This window comes from Sphingomonas glaciei, from assembly GCF_023380025.1.
Classification (GTDB): Bacteria; Pseudomonadota; Alphaproteobacteria; order Sphingomonadales; family Sphingomonadaceae; genus Sphingomicrobium; species Sphingomicrobium glaciei.
This window is the reverse complement of record NZ_CP097253.1, coordinates 1,747,512-1,766,120: the sequence shown is the minus strand read 5'-3', so window position 1 is coordinate 1,766,120 and position 18,609 is coordinate 1,747,512. Positions and strand designations below refer to the sequence as shown.

Below are 18,609 nucleotides of genomic sequence, written 5' to 3'. Positions count from 1 at the left end.
GATTCCGTGGCAACGACTTAGTAGCCGCGGTTCACCACATGGTCGCGAAGCGCCCGCGCATCGTGCAGGGCGTTGTGCGGCACCGCGCTGTTGCGGGCGGTGGAGAAGCCGGCGAGGTTGAGCAGCCGGAAGGTCATCGGCGGCACCGTCACCATCTGCCCGTTGCCGGTCATCAGCGCCTTGCAGAAATAGGCGATGTCGTCGGGCCAGTCGGCGACGATCTCGACTTCCTCGAACGGGCTCAGCCAGCGCGACAGCTCGCGGGCGACGTCGGCGGCGGGCTGCGGCTGCGCCTTCAGCGCCAGCGGCACGGTGTCGAGATAGGGGATGACGTGACGTTCGACCCAGTCGATGCACGGGCGTTCGTGCTCGACGATCGCATAATATTCCTCGCTGTCGTCGTCGGGGACCAGCGCCAGGCTGAGCAAGGCCCCGCCGAAGCCGTCGAATTCGCAGTCTAGGAAGTAACGCATGCGCGCAGGCTCTGGACGAGGAAGCGCGGCCGCGCCAGTCTCCCGCCAAACCTGATGGGGGAATGACCAATGCGCCTGACCATGATGAGCCTTGCCGCGACTGCCGCCGCGATTGCCGCGCCTGCTGCGGCGCAGACCCCCGGCCGGGCCGACCTCGCCAAGGTCGTGGCGAGCCGCCACGACGCGACGGTCAAGGCGCTGCAGGAATGGATCGCGTTGCCGACCATCGCCGCGGAAAAGCGCAACGTTGCCGAGGGCGCCGACTATATGCGGCGGCTGGCGCTCGACGCCGGCTTCCAAAAGGCGCGGGTGGTGCCGTCGGGCGGCGTGCCCGGCGTGTTTGCGACGCTGGATGCGGGCGCTCCGGTCACGCTCGGCATCTACTTCATGTACGATGTGAAGCAGTTCGACCCCGCCGAATGGTCGAGCCCGCCGCTCGAAGGCCGGCTGGTCGACCGGCCGGGCGAGGGGCAGGTGATCATGGGCCGCGGCGCTGTCAACCAGAAGGGGCCGCAGATGGCCTTCCTGGCGGCGCTGCAGGCAATGAAGGCGAGCGGCCGCAAACTGCCGGTCAATCTGGTGCTGGTGGCCGAGGGCGAGGAGGAGATCGCCTCGCCCAACTTCCCGGCGATCGTCGCCGATCCGGAGGTCGCCGCGGCGCTGAAGAAGACCGTCGGGGTGTTCATCCCGGCCGCCAGCCAGGACAAGGACGGGCAATCGGGGATCACGCTGGGCGCCAAGGGGGCGGTCGAATTCCAGCTGATCGTCGGCGGCGAGACCAGCGACAAATATCCCAAGCTCGACGTCCATTCGAGCAATCACGCGCGGATCGAGAGCCCAGCGTGGCGGCTGGTCAAGGCGCTCGACAGCCTGGTCGCCGACGACGGCCACACCCCGGCGATCGACGGCTTCATGGCCAATGTGAAGCCGCTCACCGCCCGCCAGAAGGAACTGATCGCGCAGCGGGTCGCGGCCACCGACGAGGGCGAGGTCAAGCGTGCGCTGGGCGTCGGCAAGTGGATCGGCAACGAGGATTACCAGACCAGCTCGGAGCGCTTCCTCAGCCAGCCGACGGTCAACATCCAGGGGCTGGTCAGCGGCTACACCGGGGTCGGCGGCAAGACCGTGCTGCCCGGCCGGGCGGAGGCCAAGCTCGAATTCCGGCTGGTCCCCGACATGACCGAGGACGAGGTCGTCACGAAATTGAAGGCGCACCTCGCCAAGCGCGGGTTCGACGATGTGAAGGTGGTGGTGAGCGGCGGCTACGGGCCAAACCAGACCGACGAGAACAGCCCCTTCATCCAGGCCCAGAAAAAGGTCTTCGAGCGGGCCGGCATCCCTTACACGCTAACCCCGCGCAACGCCGGCAGCTGGCCGGGCGTGGTTTTCAACGGCGCGCCGCTCAACCTGCCGACCGGGCAGTTCGGGATCGGCCGCGGCAATGGCGCCCATGCTCCGAACGAATGGTTCCTGATCCGCTCGGCCAATCCCAAGGTGGCGGGAATCGACGAGGCGGCGATGCTCTACGTCGATTATCTCTACGAGGTGGCGAAACTCGGCCGGCGCTAGCGCGGCGGGCAGATGTCCTCGGGCCGCGCGCGTCCCTTGCGGCAGCGCGCTTCGAGCTCGCGACGTTCGCGGCCGAGGCGTTCCTCTTCCTTGCGGATCGCCCGGCCGCGCTTCTCGTCGGCTTCGGACTGGCTGGTGGTGACGGCATCGACCCCAGCCGACACGGCCTTGACCGGCAGGGTGACGACGTCGACCGCGGTGCTCGCCACCGCGCAGGCGGAGAGGGCTGGGGCGAGGAGCAGGACTGGCAGGATGCGCATGGGGGGAGTGTAACCGTTCTCCTGCGAAAGCAGGAGCCCGGTTTCTTCAGGCCAGCGCGAAAAAGGCACTGGGCCCCTGCGTTCGCAGGGGAGCTAATCCTCCCGCATCGCCAGTTCGGCAATCGCGCTCTCGGCCTCGACCAGCAAAGCCTCGTCGGCGCTGGCGCCGCTCGGCAGCGCTTCGCGGCCGATCACCACCATCAGCGGGACCGCCATCGGGGTGACCCGTGACAAGTGGACGTGGACCATCTGCGCCGCCGCGCGCTCGACCAGCCGCGCGAGGCGGCCGAGCTCGGTCATCCGCGCCCGCGCATCGTCCCACGCGGCGCGCATCAGCAGGTGCTCGGGCTCATATTTGCGCAGCACGTCGTAGATGAGGTCGGTCGAGAAGCTGACCTGCTTGCCGGTCTTGCGCTTGCCGGGATGCTGGCGCTCGACCAGCCCGCCGATCACCGCCACCTCGCGGAAGGCGCGCTTCAGCAGCATCGACTGCTCGACCCATTCGACGAACTCGCCCTCCAGAATGTCGGGGGAAAGCAAGGGCGCGGGGTCGCCAATCGGCTCGAGCCCATAGACCGACAGCGCATAATCGTTGGCGACAAATCCCAGGGGCTTCAGCCCCATCTTCTCCATCCGCTTGGTGACCAGCATGCCGAGGCTCTGGTGCGCGTTCCAGCCTTCGAAGCTGTACATGATGAGATAGTGGCGGCCCTCGTGGGGGAAGGTCTCGACCAGCAGTTCGTCGGGCTGAGGCAGGCGCGAACGGCGCTGCTGCACCTCCAGCCATTCGCGCACATCGTCGGGGAAGCGGTGCCAGTCGGAGGGGTCGGACAGCATCACCTTGACCCGGTCGGCGAGGTGGGTGGTCATGCTCATCCGCTGGCCGCCATAGGTGACCAGCCGCGCCTCCTTGGACGAGGCCTGGACCAGGATGTCGCTATCCTTGAACTGCAGCACCTCGAGGCTGAGTCCGGCGAAGAACACATGGTCGCCGGGGCTCAGCGTCGAGGCGAAGCCCTCCTCGACCCGGCCGAGCATCCGGCCATTCTTGAAGCGGACGTCGAGCATCGGATTGTCGACGATGATCCCGGCGTTCATCCGGTGCTGGACCGCGACATTGGGCCGGGTGATCCGCCAGTGGCCCGAGCCGGCGGGCTCCTCCACCAGGCGGCGGAACTTGTCGTAGGCGCGCAGGGCATAGCCGCCGGTGGCGATGTAGCTCAGCACGCTGGCGAAGATCGCGTCGGTGAGGCCCGCATAAGGCGCGGCGGAGCGGATCTCGGTCAGCAACTCGCTCTCCTTGAACGGCGCGGCGCAGGCGCAGGCGAGGATGTGCTGAGCCAAGGTGTCGAGCGTGCCGGGGCGGAAGATCTCGGGGTCGAGCTCGCCTGCTTCGACCGCGTCGAGCGCGGCGCGGGCTTCGAGATATTCGAAGCGGTTGCCGGGGACGATGGTGCCGTGGCTGGGCTCGTCGAGGCGGTGGTTGGCGCGTCCGATCCGCTGCAGCAGGCGCGACGATCCCTTTGGCGCGCCCATCTGGATGACGAGGTCGACATTGCCCCAGTCGATGCCGAGGTCGAGCGAGCTGGTACAGACCAACGCCCGCAGCCGCCCATCGGCCATCGCCGCCTCCACCTTGCGGCGAGCTTCGAGCGCCAGGCTGCCGTGATGGACCCCGATCGGCAGCCCGGCATCGTTGACCTTCCACAGGTCCTGAAAGATCAGTTCGGCGAGGCCGCGGGTGTTGCAGAAGACCAGGGTCGTCTTGTGCTTCTCGATCTCGGCCATGACCTGCTTGGCGGCGTAACGGCCCGAATGGCCCGACCACGGCACGCGGTTTTCGGGCAGCAGGATGTCGAGCTGTGGCTCGGCGCCCTTGGCTCCCAGAACCACGTCTACCTCGTCCATGTCGGCATCGGGCGCGAGCCAGCTGCGATAGGCGTCGGGGTCGGCGACCGTCGCCGACAGCCCGACCCGGCGCAGGTTCGGCGCGATCCGCTGCAGCCGGGCGAGGGCGAGCGCCAAGAGGTCGCCGCGCTTGTCGCGGGCGAAGGCGTGGATCTCGTCCAGCACGATGGTCCTGAGCCCGGCAAACATCTGGAAGCTGTCGGGATAGGACAGCAAAAGGCTGAGACTTTCCGGCGTGGTCAGCAGCACCTGCGGCGGTTTCGCCCGCTGCCGCGCCTTGCGGTCGGACGGGGTATCGCCGGTGCGGGTCTCGACGCGGATCGGCAGCCCCATCTCCCCGATCGGGTCGAGGAGGTTGCGCTGGACGTCGACCGCCAGTGCCTTAAGCGGCGATATGTAAAGGGTGTGGAGGCCCTCGGCCGGGTTGTCGGCCAGCTCGCAGATGGTCGGCAGGAACCCGGCCAGCGTCTTGCCGGCGCCGGTCGCCGCCACCAGCAGGGCGTGGCGGCCGGCGCGGGCGCGCTCGAGCATCTCCAGCTGGTGTCGGCGGGGTTGCCAGCCCCGGCCCTCGAACCAGGACGAGACAACCGGGGGGAGGTCAGGGGCGGTCAGAGGCCGCTTTTGCCGTCTTGCTCATGCTCGCGCTGCTCGGCGGCATAGACATCGCGCGTCCCGCGCTCGGTGATCTCCGGGTCAACCTTGCTCTTCTTGTTCTTGAGGAACACCCAGGCCATTACCACGACCAGCAGGATCGGCCCGACGATCGTCACGAGGCTCCAGTAATTCACGTTGCTGCCTTCGGCCATGTAGCCACCCTCATTTCATTATGCGTGCGGAACCGTCCGCCTGTCACTTCCGTATAAGAGCCATGCCGCGCCTAGGTTCCTGGATCGTGCCCCATCCGACGGGGATATACGTGCGGCCGGCCGACGCGTGGGTCGATCCCTCGCAGCCGCAGGAGCGCGCCCTGGTCACCCACGGCCACGCCGACCACGCCCGCGGTGGGCACGGCACGGTGTGGGCAACGCCTGAGACGCTGGCGATCATGGGGGTGCGCTACGGCGACCAGAATGGCTGCGAGGTGGCTTACGGCCAGAGCGTCACGGTCGGCGAGGTGGAGGTGAGCTTCGTGCCGGCCGGCCATGTGCTCGGCAGCGCGCAGATCATCCTCGACTGGAAGGGCGAGCGGGTGGTGGTGTCGGGCGACTACAAGCGGCGCCCGGACCCGACCTGCGAGCCCTTCCTGCCGGTCAAATGCGACATCTTCATTACCGAGGCGACCTTCGGCCTGCCGGTGTTCCACCATCCCGAGACCGGAGGCGAGATCGACCGGTTGCTCGCCCGGCTGGCCGACAATCCCGACCGCTGCGTACTGGTCGGCGCCTATGCGCTGGGCAAGGCGCAGCGGGTGATCGCCGAAGCGCGGCGACGCGGGCACCATCAGCCGATCTACCTCCACGGCGCGCTGGAACGGCTGTGCAGCCTGTACGTCGATCAGGGTATCGACCTGGGCGAGCTTCGGCTGGTTGCCGGCACCGACAAGAAGGAGATGATGGGCCACCTCGTGCTGTGCCCGCCCGGTGCGCTCAACGACCGCTGGAGCCGGCGGCTGCCCGACCCGATCACTGCCGCGGCGAGCGGGTGGATGCGCATTCGCCAGCGCGCGCGGCAGAAGAATGTCGAACTGCCGCTGATCATCTCCGACCATGCCGACTGGGGCGAACTGACCGACACCATCCTCGAAATTGCGCCCAAGGAGGTGTGGATCACTCACGGCCGCGAGGATGCACTGATGCACTGGTGCATGACCCGCCAGATCAAGGCGCGCGAACTAAACATGGTCGGCTATGACGACGACGAGGACGATGGCTGAAGGGTGCTCGCCGTTCATCGACAGGCGAGGTGAGTTGAGTCATGGTCGCGCGATGATCGACATCGCTTCTCCGCTGAACCGCCGCCAGCTGCTGGGACTGACTGCCACCGGGGCGGCGGTGCTCGCCGCGCCTGCCTTCGCCGCCGCGCCGACCGCCATGACCACCTGGCGCAGCCCGACCTGCGGCTGTTGCACCAAATGGGTCGATGCCATGCGAAAGGCCGGCTTCGCGGTGACGCTTCGCGAGTCGGACGACATGGCGGCGGTCAAGAAGCGCCTGAAGGTGCCCGAGGCGGCCCAGAGCTGCCACACGACCGTGGTCGGCGGACTGGTGGTCGAGGGACACGTCCCGGCCGATGCGATCCGGACGCTGCTGGCGCGCCGGCCCAAGGGCGTCATCGGCATCGCCGCGCCGGGCATGCCGCGCGGGTCGCCGGGGATGGAGACCGCGGACGGGGCAAAGGACCCGCTCAATCTCACCCTGTTCGACGCCGCCGGCCGAACGCGCCGCCTGGGCTGAGCCAGCTGAGGGGCCGTCAGCCCTCCGCGGTACTCGGATCGATCATCGCCCGCACCTGTGAGATGCGATTGGCGGGGAAGCCGCTCCGCTCAGCATGGTCGCGGATCAGCTGCTCGTCGGGCGCGCGGTAGACGCAGTAGATCTTGTCGTCGGTGACGTAGGACTGAACCCACTCGATATCGGGGCCGAGGTCCTTGATCACCGAGCAGCTGTGCTGCGACGCGCCCTTGAGGTCGGCGGGACCGAGCTGGCCCGCCCCAGGCATGTCACGCTCGATTACATAGTCCGGCATGATCCGACCTTTCGCTAAGTGAAAGTAGCGGAAAACTGCAGCAGGTCGAGGGTGAAGTCCAGTCGAGCCGCCTGTCGGTCAGTGATCGCCCTCGGTCCGTTCGATCTCGGACAGCGCCAGCTGCTGGTCGATTTCGGTGACCAGCAGGTCGAGCCCGCGCTGGTCGGTCGCTTCGGCGCGGGCGACCAGCACGTCCTGGGTGTTGGACGCGCGCAGCAGCCACCAGCCCTCAGGCGTGTTGACCCGCACGCCATCGGTCGCGTCGACGGTGGCGCCGTCGGCCGAAAGGCGGTCGCGAACCTCCTCGATCACCGCGAACTTGCGGCTTTCGTCGACCGGGAAGCGGAGTTCGGGGGTGGAGACCGAGGTCGGCATCTCGTCGCGCATCTGAGTCAGGCTCTTGCCCGCTGCGGCGAGCGCCTCGATCAGCCGCACCGAGGCGTAGAGGGCGTCGTCGAAGCCGTACCAGCGGTGCTTGAAGAAGATGTGGCCGCTCATCTCGCCCGCCAGTGGCGCGCCGGTTTCCTTCATCTTCGACTTTATCAGGCTGTGGCCGGTCTTCCACATCAAGGGCTTGCCGCCCATCTCGGCGATGCGGTCGAACAGGGTCTGGCTGGCCTTGACGTCGGCGATGATGGTCGCGCCCGGATGCTCCTGGAGGACCGGGCCGGCAAGGATCATCAGCAACTGGTCGCCCCAGACGACTCGGCCCTGGCCATCGACCGCGCCGATCCGGTCGCCGTCGCCATCGAACGCGATGCCGAAATCGAGGTTCTTCTCGCGCACCAGCGCCTTGAGATGCTCGAGGTTCTTCTCGACCGTGGGGTCGGGATGGTGGTTGGGGAAGCGGCCGTCGACGTCGGTGAAGAGGGTATGATGCTCGCCCGGCAGCAGCTTGATCAGCTTTCCGAGCGCAGGGCCCGCGGCACCGTTGCCGGCGTCCCAGCCGATCCGATACTCGCCGCCCTTAAAGTCCTCGACGAGGCGGTGGACGTAGCGGTCCATCACGTCCTCGTCGGTCACCTGGCCCTGGCCCTCGCTCCACCGGCCTTCGGCGGCGCGGGCGCCGAGCGCCTTGATGGCTGCGCCGAAGACGCTGCCGCCCGGAAGCAGCATCTTGAAACCGTTATAGTCGGCCGGATTGTGGCTGCCGGTGATCTGGATGCCGCCGTCGACATCGAGCTCCGACACCGCCCAGTAGAGCATCGGCGAGGGCCCCTGGCCAACCCGGACCACGTCCATCCCGCCTTCGGTCAGGCCGCGGATCAGCGCTTCCTCCAGCCGCGGCGAATGCTCGCGCCCGTCGCGGCCGACGGCGAGCTTTTTCGCGCCCATCTCCTGCCCCTGCGCCGCGAAGGTCCGGCCAAGTGCATAGGCGTCCTCCTCGTGCAGGGTGCGGCCGACAATGCCGCGGATGTCATATTCGCGGAGGATGGTGGGATCGAAGCTATGGGTCATTACGCCCCCGAACGAGGAGAGGTGAGGAAGGTTGCGGGCTGCTTGCGAAAGATCAGGCGGCCTTGGCGGCTTCGGCACCGGGCAGGCCGAGCCCGGCGACCATCTCGCGCAGCTCCTGCCGCGCGGCGATGTGGGCGATCCCGGCGTCGCCGATCTGCTTGAGGTCGAGCAGGGTCAGCCCCTTGGGGAACAGCTCGCGGTAGATGACGCGCTCGGAGAGGCCAGGGATGACCCGGAAACCGACCCGGCGGGCAAGCTCGTCCATCGCCGCGCCGACGCGCTGCTGGTTGTGGCTGCCGATATGCTGGAGGCGGTTGCGCAGGACCACCCAGTCGACGCTCTTGCCCGCGGTCTTGGCCCGCGCGGTGCGGCTGTTCCAGATCAGCTCGGCATAGAAGCTCGGCTTGGTCACCTTGAAGGTGTCGGGATTGACCTGCCCGATGAGGTCGAGGTCGACGAAGCTGTCGTTCATCGGGGTGACCAACGTGTCGGCCTTGAGGATGGCGGCGCGGGCGACCGGGTCGTCGCGGCCCGGGGTGTCGATTACCAGGATGTCGGCATCCTTAGCGAGGTCGGCGATCGCAGCGTCAAGCGCTTCCTCGGTCTGGTCCTCGAGCACCTGGAACACGGGCTGCGGCAAGTCGGTGCCGAGGCGGCGGACGGTCGCGGTGCGGTTCTCGAGATAGCGGGTGGTGGTCCGCTGGCGCTGGTCGAGGTCAAGCGCGGCGACCCGATGGCCGGCGGCGGCCAGCGCCACGGCGGTGTGCACGGCCGTGGTCGACTTGCCGGTGCCGCCCTTTTCGTTGGCGAAGACGATGAAATGTGGGCTCGTCACTTGGTTTCTTCCCCGCGTAGCGCCAGAGGCGCGTCATTCTGCAACCCAAGTAAACCGGGGGAATCGGCGGTGCAAATCATCCGTGAGCTGACGGCGCTGAAGCCTGCGGTGGCGGGGCTTCGTGGCAGCGGCGACACGCTGGCGCTGGTGCCGACTATGGGCGCGCTGCATGACGGGCATCTGGCGCTGGTCGCCGAGGCGCGGGCCCACGCGGACCATGTGGCGGCGACCATCTTCGTCAATCCGCTACAGTTCAACGATCCCAAGGACCTCGCCCGCTATCCGCGGACGGAGGAGGCCGACCTCGCCAAGCTGGAAGCAGCCGGGTGCGACCTCGTCTGGATGCCGACGCCCGACCAGCTCTACCCGCCAGGCTTCGCGACCAGCATTTCGATGCGCGGAGTGAGCGACAGGTGGGAGGGCGAGCATCGCCCGGGCCACTTCGACGGGGTGGCGACGGTGGTGGCCAAGCTGCTGCTGGCGGTGCGGCCGACCCACGCCATCTTCGGTGAAAAGGATTGGCAGCAACTGGCGGTGATCCGGCGGGTCGAGAGCGACCTTGGGATCGGTGTCACGATCCTCGGCCACCCGACGGTGCGCGAGGCAGACGGGCTGGCGATGTCTTCGCGCAACGCGCTTCTGTCAGCCGATCATCGCGGGCAGGCGCTCGCCCTTTCGCGGGCCCTGAACGAGGCCGCCACGGAAATCGCCGCCGGTCGACCGATCGCAGCGGCGCTGGAGCGGGCCACGGCCGCATTGCGGGCAGGAGGCTTCTCCGGTGTGGACTATATCGCGCTGGTCGATGCCGACAGCCTCGAACCCCTTGAAAGCGCACGCGAACCGATGCGCCTGCTGGCCGCCGCGAGCCTCGGCGGGGTGCGCCTGATCGACAATATACCTGTCACTTTGGAGCAACAGGTAGGATGGTAATTACCGCATTAACCTTTTGATAGCCCGCACGGGGGAGCTTGCCTGCAACGAAACAGGGGAGTTCAAGACATGGCAATTGGTCAAAAGGGTGCGGAGTTCCTTCTTCTCAGCCGTTTGCGCGATGCGGAAAGCGGTGATGTGAATGCGCTGTTCGAGCTTGGCGTGACCTATTCGACCGGCAACGGTGCCGACGTCGACCTGGTCGAAGCGCACAAATGGTTCAACCTCGCCGCGCTGGGCGGCTGCACCCGCGGCCAAGCCTGCCGCGCCGAGATCAGCGTCGAGATGTCCGCGCGCGAGATCGCCGAAGCGCAAAAGGCGGCGCGGGCATGGCTGGCGATCACCGGTCGCGGCGCACGCGCAGCAGCTTGATTGTTCTCCTGCGAAAGTAGGATCCCAAATACGTTTCTACGGACTGAAACACTGGCCCCTGCTTTCGCAGGGGAACAGGATCAGCGCACCACCACCGTCACGGCGCGGCGGTTCTGGGCCCAGGCGCTTTCGTCCGTCCCGTTGGCGACCGGGCGCTCCTTGCCCCAGCTGATCGTCAGCAGACGCGCTTCCGGCACGCCCTGTGCCATCAGGAACAACTTGGCGGCCTGCGCGCGCCGCTCACCCAGCGCCTGGTTATACTCGCGGGTGCCGCGCTCGTCGGCATGGCCCTCGACCGAGGCGCGGACATTGGGATTGGCGAGCATCCAGCGCGCCTGCGCGGTCAACGTCGCCTGCGCGTCGGCCGACACGTCCGACTTGTCGGTCCCGAAATAGATGGTGTCCGACCCCGCCGCGGCGACCATCGCGGCCTGGCTGCCGGGCAGTTCGACCAACCCGACATCGTCGTTGGTGGCGCCCGTGCCGGCCGCGGGGTCGGTCGGACCGGTCTGGGCCGGAGGCGTGGTCGCGGGCGGCTGGCGGCGGCCGCAGGCGGTCAGCGAGAGGCTGAGGGCCAGGGTGGAAGCGACGATCAGTTTGGCGCGCATGGGTTTTTTCTCCTTGTCAGCGCTGCAGGGGGGACCAGCTCGGGTCCGAGCCATCCTGCGGGGTGGGGAGGCGGCGGGCAGTGCCGCCACCGACCGGGACCGCGAACAGGCTGGAGCGCCCGTCACGGGTAAAGCGATTGAACATCACGAACTGGCCGTTGGGGGCCCAGCTCGGGCTTTCGTCCTGCCAGCCGTCGGTCAGCGTCTGCTCGCCCCCGCCGCCGGCATTCATCACGCCGATCCGGAACGAGCCGACGCGAACGAAGGCGATCCTGTCACCGCGCGGGCTCCAGGCGGGTGAGCCGGCCGGTCCGCCGAAGCTGATCCGCCGCTGGTTCGAACCGTCGGCGTCCATCACGTACAGTTGCTGCGATCCGCCGCGGTCGCTTTCGAACACGATCCGGCGTCCGTCGGGCGAATAGCTGGGGGCAGTGTCGATCCCCGGCGCGCTGGTCAGGCGCTGTGGCGCCCCGCTGCCATCGGCATTGGCGACCCAGATGTCGGTGTTGCCATTGGCCGACAGCGCATAGGCGATGCGATTGCCATCGGGCGAGAAACGCGGCGCGCTGGTTAGCGCCAGCCCGGGGACCAGCAGGCGCTTGGTGCCGGTAGCGATGTCCAGCACCCATACCCGCGCACGGCGACCCTGGTAGCTGGTGTAGGCAAGGCGCCGTCCATCGGGGGAGAAGCGCGGGGTGACTACAGTCGCCTCGCCCTCGGTCAGGTAGCGCAGGTTGGCGCCGTCCGAATCCATGATCGCGATGCGCTTCTGGCGGTTGTTCTTGGGGCCGGTCTCTGCGACGAACACCACGCGGGTGTCGAGGAACCCGCCCTCTCCGGTCAGGCGCGAGTAAATGGCATCGGCGCACTTGTTGGCCGCGCGGCGCCAGTTGTCGGTGGTGACCTGATAACCCTGGCGGACCAGTTCGCGTCCGGCGCCGACGTCGTACAGATAGCAGCCGACGGTGATCTGGCCGGGTCCCGCCGGGCGAACGAAGCCGGTGACCAGCTGCTGCGCGCCGAGCCCGCGCCAGTCGCCGAACGCAGGGGCCTCGGCCTGGGGAACGCTGTAATTGGGCAGTCCGCCCGGCCCGAGCGGCGCGAACCGGCCGCTGGTCCTGAGGCCCGAGGCAATCACCCCGGCGATGTTGCGGCCCAGCGCCATTTCGGCGCCGCCCTCGGTCGGCATCGGCGGCACGGCGATCGAGGTCGCACCCGTGACACCGCCGCTGGTTACTTCGACGTCGACCGGCGGCGGTTCGTTTTGGGCGAGCGCCGGGCTCGCGATCAGCGCCGTCATGGCCAACAGCATTTCAGGCTTCATCGCGGGCGTCCTCATTTCGCGGCATAGGTCAGGTTGATGTTGCCCCAGCCGCCTTGCGGTGTGCTGTACAGCTCCGCCGGCAGGCGCAAGGGCGAGCAGGCGCGGAACACCGCCACCGCCTGGTCATAGGCGAGATCCTCGAACTTGGCATTGTCCTCGTCCACCCCCGAAGTGCGGACCAGGGCCGGCGGGCGCGACAGCTTGCCCGAACGATCGAGCCGGAGGTTGACCACGACCCGGATCCGGTCGGCGCCGGGGCCGAGGGTGGGCTGCCGCGCCGCGCAGGGCCTTATCTGACGCAGGATCGCGTCGTTGACGCTGGCCTTGGCCGCCGCATTGTACGTCGCCGCTCCTTCCGCGGCCTCGCGCGGGGCAAGGTCGCGGTTGGAGGGGATGCCGCGCAAAAAGTCATCGCCGATCCGCGACTGGCGTGGCGGCGCGGGGCGGGGCTGGGCCGGGGCGGGTCGAGCGGGCTGGGGCCGCGCCACGGTGGGGCGCGGCGGAGCCGGGCGCGGGGGCAGGGGGCGCGGCACCGGCGCGGGCGCTGGACGCGCCATCGGGGAGGGAAGCGGGGGCGGCGGCGCCTGCTCGAGCGGCGCCGGCTGGGGCTGCGGCTGGGGCGGTACGGGCGTTGGCTCGGACGCGGGCGCCTGCGCGGCGGGCGGCGGAGTCGCGGGGGTAGGGGCGGCGGCGGTCAGCGCCACCTCGTCGCTGTCGACGAATTCGACCTGGACCGGCGGCGGTTCGGGCGTGTTGGGGACCTTGGCCAGGCTGGTCGTCAGCGCCACCATCAGGACGGCGTGCAGCAGCAGGGCCGCAGCCGTGCCCTTGGCCTCGCCGCTATCGACTCTCACCTGCCGACCCTCACTGGCCGCCCTCGGCGGTGCTGACCAGCGCGACGCGGTTGAGCCCGGCGCGATTCAATTCGCCCATCACCCGCATCACCCGCCCGTAATCCAGCCCGCGATCGGCGCGCAGGTAGATGCGGCGGCCTTCCTCGGGTGCCGGCTCGGCAGCGATGGCGGCGAGGCGCTGGGCCAATGCCGGCTCGGCGACTTGCGTGTCGTCGATGAAGATCCGGCCCTCGCCGTCGAGGCTGATCTGGACCGGCTTGACCTGGCTATCGAGCGCCGCGGCACGGCTTTCCGGCAGGTCGACCGGAACGCCGGCGACGAGCAGGGGCGCGGTGACCATGAAGATGATCAGCAGCACCAGCATCACGTCGACCAACGGCGTGACGTTGATCTCGGCCATCGGCGCGCGCCGTCCGCCGCGCCTCCGGTTGCCGACCGACGCGCCCATCAGCCGTCGCGCTCCAATTCGCGGCTCAGCGTCGCGTGGAAGCGGTCGGCGAAGCGGTTCAGCCGCGCTTCCAGCCGGTCTAGCCCGTGGGTCAGGCGGTTATAGGCGATCAGCGCGGGGATCGCTGCGAACAGGCCGATGGCGGTGGCGAACAGCGCCTCGGCGATACCCGGCGCGACCACCGCGAGGCTGGTGTTGTTGGCCCCGGCAATGGCGGTGAAGCTGCGCATGATCCCCCACACCGTCCCGAACAGGCCGATAAAAGGCGCCGAGCTGGCGACGGTGGCGAGGATGTTGAGGCGATCGGACAGGCGGTCGAGTTCCTGCTCGACCTCGGCGCCCATGACCGTCGTCAACCGCTCACGCGCGCCGCTCCGGTCGGTGGTGGATAGCCCGACGCTGTGGCGCCATTCCTTGAGGCCGGCGGTGACGATCCGCGCGCTCGGGACATCGTCCTTGCCGCGCGCCTCGTGGTGGGCGTCGATGTCCTTCGCCGCCCAGAAATCGTTTTCCCAGGCCTGGGTGTCCCGGTTGATCCGCTTGAGGCGCTGGGCATGGGTGATGATGATCCCCCAAGTCCACACGCTGGCAAGCAGGAGCCCGATCATCACCGCCTTCACCACGATATCGGCGTGGAGGAACAGGGCGAGTGGGCTCATCAAATCGGCGGCGGGTGCCGTCATTCACTTTCCTTTGTTGCAGCGCGGATCTCCTCAAACCGCTTGACCCACTCGCGCGGCTGCCGTGTTGGGCGGCCGTCTGGCGTGAGAAAAGCGGCGGTAATCCGCCCCTCTGCCAGAGTCTCGCCAGCCCGGATGACTCGTTGCTGAATCCGGACGGATGCGGCGCGGACCTCCTCGACGGTGGAGACGATCAGCAGGTCATCGCCAAGCTTGGCGGGGCGAAGGTAGCGGACGTTGGCCTCTGCCACCGCATAGACCCCGGTGCCCGCCTCCAGCGTGCCGCGCTGGTCGATCCCGGCGGCGCGCAGCATGTCGGAGCGGGCGCGCTCCATGAACTTCAGGTAATTGGCGTAATAGACGATTCCGGCGGTGTCGGTGTCCTCGAAATAGACCGTCAGGGCGAAGCGATGCTCGGACCCGACGAAGCCGCCGCGATAGGGCTGGTCGAACGATGACGTCATGGCCCGGGCTCTAGCGGGGCAGGACTCGGGCGTGAACCCCGCTTGGGGCGACTGGGTTTTTAGCCCGCGACAGCCTCGACCAATCGCAACAAGTCGCCCTGCGGCGCGGAGATGTCGGCGAGGTGCATGCCCCAGCCGGGAATAAACAGACCGCCAATTCCAACCTCGCCGCCGATCCGGTCGGTCCACTTGGCGCCTGGGGTGACGTTGGTACGAAGCTCCAGATAGCCGCGCTGGCCGTCGTTGACGCAGCGGCCCGAGACCAGGCTCTCGGTGCGCAGATAGGGGGTCGGCGGTGCGCCCTCGGTCGACCAGCGGATCGGGCCTCCGGGCACGGCGGTGGTCAGGCGGGTGTACCAATAGCTGTCGAGATTGGCCCAGCCGCGCGAGCCCAGCGCCGCGGGATTGGTGCAGGCCACCGTCATGCCGGACGCCGGGGCATAGCCGAACAGCGCGCCCGGCGGCGGCGGATTGTTGGTGCGGTAGGAGACGTAGGTCACGACGCAGCCGCGCTGGCCTGCGCGGGTGCACAGCGGCGTCGACTTGAAGGTGCCGCCGACCAGCTTGCCGGCAGGGACCAGCACATTGTAGCCGGGGATGATCGCCAGCGCCATTTGCCGCGCCGCCGGCTTGCCCTCGATTTCCTCGGCAATCAGCTTCTGCAGGTGCCAGCTGCCCTGGCTGTGCCCGACCAGCACGAACGGGCGGCCGCGGGTCCGGCCGAGGAAGTTGCGAAAGGCGCTGCGTACGTCGCCATATGCGACGTTGAAGGCCGGGCGGATATCCCGGCCCAGCGCCGCCGCGCCGATCGCGGAGGTGGTCATCTGGCGATAAACGGGGGCGAACGGGCGGCACACGCTGGCGAAGCGGGCAAACTGCGACGCCGCCGCCGATCGTTCCTCGTTCGGGGCAAGGTCGCTGTTGAGCCCGCGATCCTGGCTGACGGTCGGATAGACGTAGAAGCAGTCGAGCCTGGGGCTGGCCGCCGGCCGCACCTGGCCGCTCGAACCATAGCCCTGCCGGGTCAGCGCAGTCGTCGCCAGCGGGGTGGAGCAGCTGTCGGCGCGGCCGGGAAGGCATAGCCACGAGGCGTCATAGCCATAGCCGAGCGCGGACGAAGTGGTGACAGGCGGGGGCGGCGCCGCGGCAGCCTGGGCGGCGCCAAGGAGCAAGGGGGCAAGCAGAAGCGACATCCAGCGATTTCCCTAGTCGAAAAGTCCGTTCGGGGTGCCTGAAGGCGGCATCAGGCCAAGGTGGGTCCAGGCCTTGCCGTTCAGGCAACGTCCGCGTGCGGTGCGGGCGATGAGGCCGAGCTGAATGAGGTAGGGTTCGATCACGTCCTCAATCGTGTCGCGCGGCTCGCTGAGGCCCGCGGCGAGGGTCTCCACCCCGACCGGCCCGCCGCCGTAGAGGTCGGCGATCATGTGGAGGTAGCGGCGGTCCATCGCGTCGAGCCCAAGCGCGTCGATCTCCAAGCGGCTCAGCGCGCGGTCGGCGGCCGCCATGTCGATGCTGTCCGCCCCGGCGGCATGCGCGAAGTCGCGGACCCGGCGTAGCAGTCGCCCCGCGATGCGCGGGGTGCCGCGGCTGCGGCGGGCGATCTCGTGCGCGCCATCCTCGGTGACCGGCGCGCCGAGCAGGCTGGCGGCGCGGCGGACCACCAGTTCGAGCTCGGGCACGGTGTAGAAGTTCAAGCGCACCGGGATCCCGAAGCGGTCGCGCAGCGGGGTCGTCAGCAGCCCCTGCCGGGTGGTCGCCCCGACCAGGGTGAAACGCGGCAGGTCGATCCGCACCGAGCGCGCCGAGGGACCTTCGCCGATGACGAGGTCGAGCGCGCGGTCCTCCATCGCCGGATAGAGCACTTCCTCGACCGCCGGATTGAGGCGGTGGATCTCGTCGATGAACAGGACGTCGCCGTCCTCGAGGTTGGTCAGCAACGCGGCGAGATCGCCCGACTTGGCGATCACCGGGCCCGAGGTGGCGCGGAAGCCGACCCCCATCTCGCGCGCGACGATCTGCGCCAGGGTGGTCTTGCCGAGCCCGGGCGGCCCGAAGAACAGCACATGGTCGAGCGCCTCGCCGCGGGCTTTGGCGGCAGCGATAAACACGCGCAGATTTTCGCGCGCGGCCTGCTGGCCGACGAATTCGTCGAGCCGCTTGGGACGAAGCGCCGCGTCGACGTCCTCGGCCGTACGCTCGGGCGTGGTGATGCGGTCGGGATCGGTGGCCATCAGTCGTGGTGGATCCCTGGCCCGTTAATCTCAAGCCATTCGTGCTTGCGGCTCTCAAACACCGAAAATTGCGGGGTGGCGAAATGCGGATCGTCGAAGGCGCCGAGCGGGATGGCAATGCTGTCGGCCGCCGCGGGGTGCAGCGTCGGCCCGCCATTCACGAACCAGACGTCGGAGCCGCAGTCGGGGCAGAAGTGAAAGTCGGCCCAATTGCCGCTGTCGCCGACCTTGCGGAAGACGCCTGGATTGCCGCTCGTTGTTACCCGGTCGCCCGGCCACCGGGCCTGCATCGCAAACGCGCTTCCGGTGCGCTTCTGGCAATTGAGGCAATGGCAGACCGACACGCGCACCGGATCGCCCGAGGCGACCGCTGTCAGCTTGCCGCAGCGGCAGGAGGCGCGGTGCTCGTCCCGGTCGTTCCGGTCGGGGTCAGACGCCATTGTGTTTGCCTACTCGAGACAGCCAGTCGATGAGGAAGACGAACGCCACGCCGACCCAAAGATACAAGGGCAGAAAGATGAAGATCAGCGCAGCGGTCGAGCTTTGATCCGATCCCAGCATCGTCGTTCCGTACAGGTAGAGCGAGATCGCGGCGAGAAGTCCGACTCCTATAGTCACGAACCAACCAGTGCCACGCCCTGCAAGCGGAACGGCGATGGGCGCGATAGTCCACGCGAAGAAGGGTAAGAAGGCGAGCCACCACGAGGGATTCTGCGGCGATCCTACCATCAGCTGGAGGATCGCAATGGCGAGGGCGTAGCAAGCGAGGAGCGCCAGTCGCGTGTTACCAAGGGTTCCAGCGAACCTCACTTCGCCGCCTTTCGCAGGGCGAGGCGGACCAGCGCGTCGAGCGTTCCGTCGGGACCCAGTTCCTCCGCGGCGGCGGCGACGGCTTGGGCGGCTTCGGCGGGTTTGAAGCCGAGATTGGCAAGGGCGGACAGTGCGTCGTTGGTGGCCGGATTGGCCGCAGCAGGGGTGCCCGGGCCGAGCGCTGCCGGAAGCCCGAGCTTGCCCTGCAATTCGAGCGCGATGCGTTGGGCGAGCTTCGGACCGACGCCGCTGGCGCGCGCGATCATTGCCTTGTCGCCTGCCGAGACGGCACGGGCCAGCTCGTCGGGCGAGAGGATGGTGAGGATCGCCAGCGCCAGCCGGCCGCCGACGCCCTGCACACTCGTCAATTGGCGGAACGCCTCACGCTCGGCGGCCGAGCCGAAGGCGAACAGGGTCATGCTGTCCTCGCGGACCTGGAGCTCGGTCAGCAGGATGACGTCGCCGCCGACGGCCGGGAGCGAGCCCAGCGTCCGGCCACTCGCCAGCACGAGATAGCCGACCCCGCGCACGTCGATCACGGCGCTGTCGGCGGAAAGTTCGGCAAGGGTGCCGGCAAGGCGGGCGATCATCGGTTTGGATTAGAACAGGTCGCAGCCAGCGCAAACCTCTCGTTCGCCCTGAGCGAAGTCGAAGGGCGTTAGCGCGAGGGTGCTTCGACTTCGCTCAGCACGAACGATGC

At 68.4% G+C, this 18,609-nt stretch carries 23 protein-coding genes; 5 read left to right on the top strand and 18 right to left on the bottom strand.

Annotated features, from left to right (window positions below; all coding sequences use genetic code 11):
• Positions 1 to 17: 17 nt before the first annotated feature.
• A complete protein-coding gene (locus M1K48_RS08610) occupies positions 18 to 473 on the bottom strand; it encodes a 3'-5' exoribonuclease (protein ID WP_249454475.1) in 456 nt (151 codons plus the stop codon).
• 69 nt (positions 474 to 542) lie between these two features.
• On the opposite strand from M1K48_RS08610, the gene M1K48_RS08605 reads away from it, so the two are divergent.
• Positions 543 to 2,042 carry a M20/M25/M40 family metallo-hydrolase gene (locus M1K48_RS08605; protein ID WP_249454472.1) on the top strand — a complete coding sequence of 500 codons (1,500 nt, stop codon included), beginning with the start codon at positions 543 to 545 and terminating at the stop codon, positions 2,040 to 2,042.
• On the opposite strand, the gene M1K48_RS08600 is transcribed toward M1K48_RS08605, so the two are convergent.
• From M1K48_RS08600 to M1K48_RS08590, 3 genes are all read right to left on the bottom strand, one after another.
• Positions 2,039 to 2,302: a hypothetical protein gene (locus M1K48_RS08600; protein WP_249454470.1), complete on the bottom strand. Its 264-nt coding sequence runs from the start codon at positions 2,300 to 2,302 to the stop codon at positions 2,039 to 2,041. The genes M1K48_RS08605 and M1K48_RS08600 overlap by 4 nt on opposite strands.
• A 93-nt stretch (positions 2,303 to 2,395) precedes the next feature.
• Complete coding sequence (locus M1K48_RS08595) at positions 2,396 to 4,822, bottom strand: ligase-associated DNA damage response DEXH box helicase (protein WP_257794179.1); 2,427 nt, start codon at positions 4,820 to 4,822, stop codon at positions 2,396 to 2,398.
• Complete coding sequence (locus M1K48_RS08590; RefSeq protein WP_249454464.1) at positions 4,819 to 5,016, bottom strand: hypothetical protein; 198 nt, start codon at positions 5,014 to 5,016, stop codon at positions 4,819 to 4,821. Before M1K48_RS08590 ends, M1K48_RS08595 begins: the two co-directional genes overlap by 4 nt.
• 62 nt (positions 5,017 to 5,078) lie before the next feature.
• Between M1K48_RS08590 and M1K48_RS08585 the strand changes: the two genes are divergently transcribed.
• Both M1K48_RS08585 and M1K48_RS08580 read left to right on the top strand, forming a co-directional pair.
• A complete protein-coding gene (locus M1K48_RS08585) occupies positions 5,079 to 6,083 on the top strand; it encodes a ligase-associated DNA damage response exonuclease (protein ID WP_249454462.1) in 1,005 nt (334 codons plus the stop codon).
• 34 nt (positions 6,084 to 6,117) lie between these two features.
• On the top strand, positions 6,118 to 6,603 hold the full coding sequence (locus M1K48_RS08580; protein WP_249454459.1) for a DUF411 domain-containing protein: 486 nt from the start codon (positions 6,118 to 6,120) through the stop codon (positions 6,601 to 6,603).
• Between the two features lie 16 nt (positions 6,604 to 6,619).
• On the opposite strand, the gene M1K48_RS08575 is transcribed toward M1K48_RS08580, so the two are convergent.
• The 3 genes from M1K48_RS08575 to M1K48_RS08565 form a co-directional block, all read right to left on the bottom strand.
• The gene (locus M1K48_RS08575; RefSeq protein WP_249454457.1) at positions 6,620 to 6,895 is read right to left on the bottom strand and encodes a DUF4242 domain-containing protein; all 276 of its coding nucleotides are present in this window, start codon (positions 6,893 to 6,895) and stop codon (positions 6,620 to 6,622) included.
• 78 nt (positions 6,896 to 6,973) lie between these two features.
• Positions 6,974 to 8,353 carry a phosphoglucomutase/phosphomannomutase PgmG gene (gene pgmG / locus M1K48_RS08570; RefSeq protein WP_249454452.1) on the bottom strand — a complete coding sequence of 460 codons (1,380 nt, stop codon included), beginning with the start codon at positions 8,351 to 8,353 and terminating at the stop codon, positions 6,974 to 6,976.
• Positions 8,354 to 8,405: 52 nt separating this feature from the next.
• The gene (locus M1K48_RS08565) at positions 8,406 to 9,188 is read right to left on the bottom strand and encodes a division plane positioning ATPase MipZ (protein WP_249454451.1); all 783 of its coding nucleotides are present in this window, start codon (positions 9,186 to 9,188) and stop codon (positions 8,406 to 8,408) included.
• A 69-nt stretch (positions 9,189 to 9,257) separates the two neighbouring features.
• Between M1K48_RS08565 and panC the strand changes: the two genes are divergently transcribed.
• Both panC and M1K48_RS08555 read left to right on the top strand, forming a co-directional pair.
• Positions 9,258 to 10,118: a pantoate--beta-alanine ligase gene (gene panC, locus M1K48_RS08560; RefSeq protein WP_249454449.1), complete on the top strand. Its 861-nt coding sequence runs from the start codon at positions 9,258 to 9,260 to the stop codon at positions 10,116 to 10,118.
• A 69-nt stretch (positions 10,119 to 10,187) separates the two neighbouring features.
• A complete protein-coding gene (locus M1K48_RS08555) occupies positions 10,188 to 10,490 on the top strand; it encodes an SEL1-like repeat protein (RefSeq protein ID WP_249454446.1) in 303 nt (100 codons plus the stop codon).
• A gap of 80 nt (positions 10,491 to 10,570) precedes the next feature.
• Here M1K48_RS08555 and pal read toward each other — a convergent pair whose 3' ends face one another.
• The 11 genes from pal to ruvA all read right to left on the bottom strand — a co-directional run bounded on the left by pal (position 10,571) and on the right by ruvA (position 18,499).
• A complete protein-coding gene (gene pal / locus M1K48_RS08550; RefSeq protein ID WP_249454444.1) occupies positions 10,571 to 11,098 on the bottom strand; it encodes a peptidoglycan-associated lipoprotein Pal in 528 nt (175 codons plus the stop codon).
• A 16-nt stretch (positions 11,099 to 11,114) separates the two neighbouring features.
• Positions 11,115 to 12,422 (bottom strand): Tol-Pal system beta propeller repeat protein TolB, encoded by a 1,308-nt coding sequence (gene tolB, locus M1K48_RS08545; RefSeq protein WP_249454442.1) that lies wholly within the window; start codon positions 12,420 to 12,422, stop codon positions 11,115 to 11,117.
• An 11-nt stretch (positions 12,423 to 12,433) separates the two neighbouring features.
• On the bottom strand, positions 12,434 to 13,276 hold the full coding sequence (locus M1K48_RS08540; RefSeq protein WP_249454438.1) for a hypothetical protein: 843 nt from the start codon (positions 13,274 to 13,276) through the stop codon (positions 12,434 to 12,436).
• A 10-nt stretch (positions 13,277 to 13,286) separates the two neighbouring features.
• On the bottom strand, positions 13,287 to 13,724 hold the full coding sequence (gene tolR / locus M1K48_RS08535; RefSeq protein ID WP_249454436.1) for a protein TolR: 438 nt from the start codon (positions 13,722 to 13,724) through the stop codon (positions 13,287 to 13,289).
• Positions 13,724 to 14,407 carry a protein TolQ gene (gene tolQ, locus M1K48_RS08530; protein ID WP_249454434.1) on the bottom strand — a complete coding sequence of 228 codons (684 nt, stop codon included), beginning with the start codon at positions 14,405 to 14,407 and terminating at the stop codon, positions 13,724 to 13,726. Before tolQ ends, tolR begins: the two co-directional genes overlap by 1 nt.
• Positions 14,404 to 14,868: a YbgC/FadM family acyl-CoA thioesterase gene (locus M1K48_RS08525; RefSeq protein WP_249454432.1), complete on the bottom strand. Its 465-nt coding sequence runs from the start codon at positions 14,866 to 14,868 to the stop codon at positions 14,404 to 14,406. The genes tolQ and M1K48_RS08525 overlap by 4 nt, the downstream gene beginning before the upstream one ends.
• A 59-nt stretch (positions 14,869 to 14,927) precedes the next feature.
• Positions 14,928 to 16,061, bottom strand: coding sequence for a DUF3089 domain-containing protein (locus M1K48_RS08520; protein ID WP_249454422.1), 1,134 nt, complete (start codon positions 16,059 to 16,061; stop codon positions 14,928 to 14,930).
• Positions 16,062 to 16,073: 12 nt separating this feature from the next.
• Positions 16,074 to 17,099, bottom strand: coding sequence for a Holliday junction branch migration DNA helicase RuvB (ruvB, locus tag M1K48_RS08515; protein WP_249454420.1), 1,026 nt, complete (start codon positions 17,097 to 17,099; stop codon positions 16,074 to 16,076).
• Positions 17,099 to 17,539, bottom strand: coding sequence for a GFA family protein (locus M1K48_RS08510; protein WP_249454418.1), 441 nt, complete (start codon positions 17,537 to 17,539; stop codon positions 17,099 to 17,101). The genes ruvB and M1K48_RS08510 overlap by 1 nt, the downstream gene beginning before the upstream one ends.
• Complete coding sequence (locus M1K48_RS08505; RefSeq protein ID WP_249454410.1) at positions 17,529 to 17,717, bottom strand: hypothetical protein; 189 nt, start codon at positions 17,715 to 17,717, stop codon at positions 17,529 to 17,531. Before M1K48_RS08505 ends, M1K48_RS08510 begins: the two co-directional genes overlap by 11 nt.
• A gap of 188 nt (positions 17,718 to 17,905) precedes the next feature.
• Complete coding sequence (gene ruvA, locus M1K48_RS08500) at positions 17,906 to 18,499, bottom strand: Holliday junction branch migration protein RuvA (RefSeq protein ID WP_249454409.1); 594 nt, start codon at positions 18,497 to 18,499, stop codon at positions 17,906 to 17,908.
• Positions 18,500 to 18,609: the final 110 nt, after the last annotated feature.

What these genes read in the sequence shown, in the direction of transcription:
- M1K48_RS08610 (WP_249454475.1), bottom strand. Translation starts at nt 473, where the DNA reads ATGCGTTACTTCCTAGACTGCGAATTCGACGGCTTCGGCGGGGCCTTG.
- M1K48_RS08605 (WP_249454472.1), top strand. Translation starts at nt 543, where the DNA reads ATGCGCCTGACCATGATGAGCCTTGCCGCGACTGCCGCCGCGATTGCC.
- M1K48_RS08600 (WP_249454470.1), bottom strand. Translation starts at nt 2,302, where the DNA reads ATGCGCATCCTGCCAGTCCTGCTCCTCGCCCCAGCCCTCTCCGCCTGC.
- M1K48_RS08590 (WP_249454464.1), bottom strand. Translation starts at nt 5,016, where the DNA reads ATGGCCGAAGGCAGCAACGTGAATTACTGGAGCCTCGTGACGATCGTC.
- M1K48_RS08585 (WP_249454462.1), top strand. Translation starts at nt 5,079, where the DNA reads ATGCCGCGCCTAGGTTCCTGGATCGTGCCCCATCCGACGGGGATATAC.
- M1K48_RS08575 (WP_249454457.1), bottom strand. Translation starts at nt 6,895, where the DNA reads ATGCCGGACTATGTAATCGAGCGTGACATGCCTGGGGCGGGCCAGCTC.
- pgmG (WP_249454452.1), bottom strand. Translation starts at nt 8,353, where the DNA reads ATGACCCATAGCTTCGATCCCACCATCCTCCGCGAATATGACATCCGC.
- M1K48_RS08555 (WP_249454446.1), top strand. Translation starts at nt 10,188, where the DNA reads ATGGCAATTGGTCAAAAGGGTGCGGAGTTCCTTCTTCTCAGCCGTTTG.
- pal (WP_249454444.1), bottom strand. Translation starts at nt 11,098, where the DNA reads ATGCGCGCCAAACTGATCGTCGCTTCCACCCTGGCCCTCAGCCTCTCG.
- tolB (WP_249454442.1), bottom strand. Translation starts at nt 12,422, where the DNA reads ATGAAGCCTGAAATGCTGTTGGCCATGACGGCGCTGATCGCGAGCCCG.
- tolR (WP_249454436.1), bottom strand. Translation starts at nt 13,724, where the DNA reads ATGGGCGCGTCGGTCGGCAACCGGAGGCGCGGCGGACGGCGCGCGCCG.
- tolQ (WP_249454434.1), bottom strand. Translation starts at nt 14,407, where the DNA reads ATGACGGCACCCGCCGCCGATTTGATGAGCCCACTCGCCCTGTTCCTC.
- M1K48_RS08525 (WP_249454432.1), bottom strand. Translation starts at nt 14,868, where the DNA reads ATGACGTCATCGTTCGACCAGCCCTATCGCGGCGGCTTCGTCGGGTCC.
- M1K48_RS08520 (WP_249454422.1), bottom strand. Translation starts at nt 16,061, where the DNA reads ATGTCGCTTCTGCTTGCCCCCTTGCTCCTTGGCGCCGCCCAGGCTGCC.
- ruvB (WP_249454420.1), bottom strand. Translation starts at nt 17,099, where the DNA reads ATGGCCACCGATCCCGACCGCATCACCACGCCCGAGCGTACGGCCGAG.
- M1K48_RS08510 (WP_249454418.1), bottom strand. Translation starts at nt 17,539, where the DNA reads ATGGCGTCTGACCCCGACCGGAACGACCGGGACGAGCACCGCGCCTCC.
- ruvA (WP_249454409.1), bottom strand. Translation starts at nt 18,499, where the DNA reads ATGATCGCCCGCCTTGCCGGCACCCTTGCCGAACTTTCCGCCGACAGC.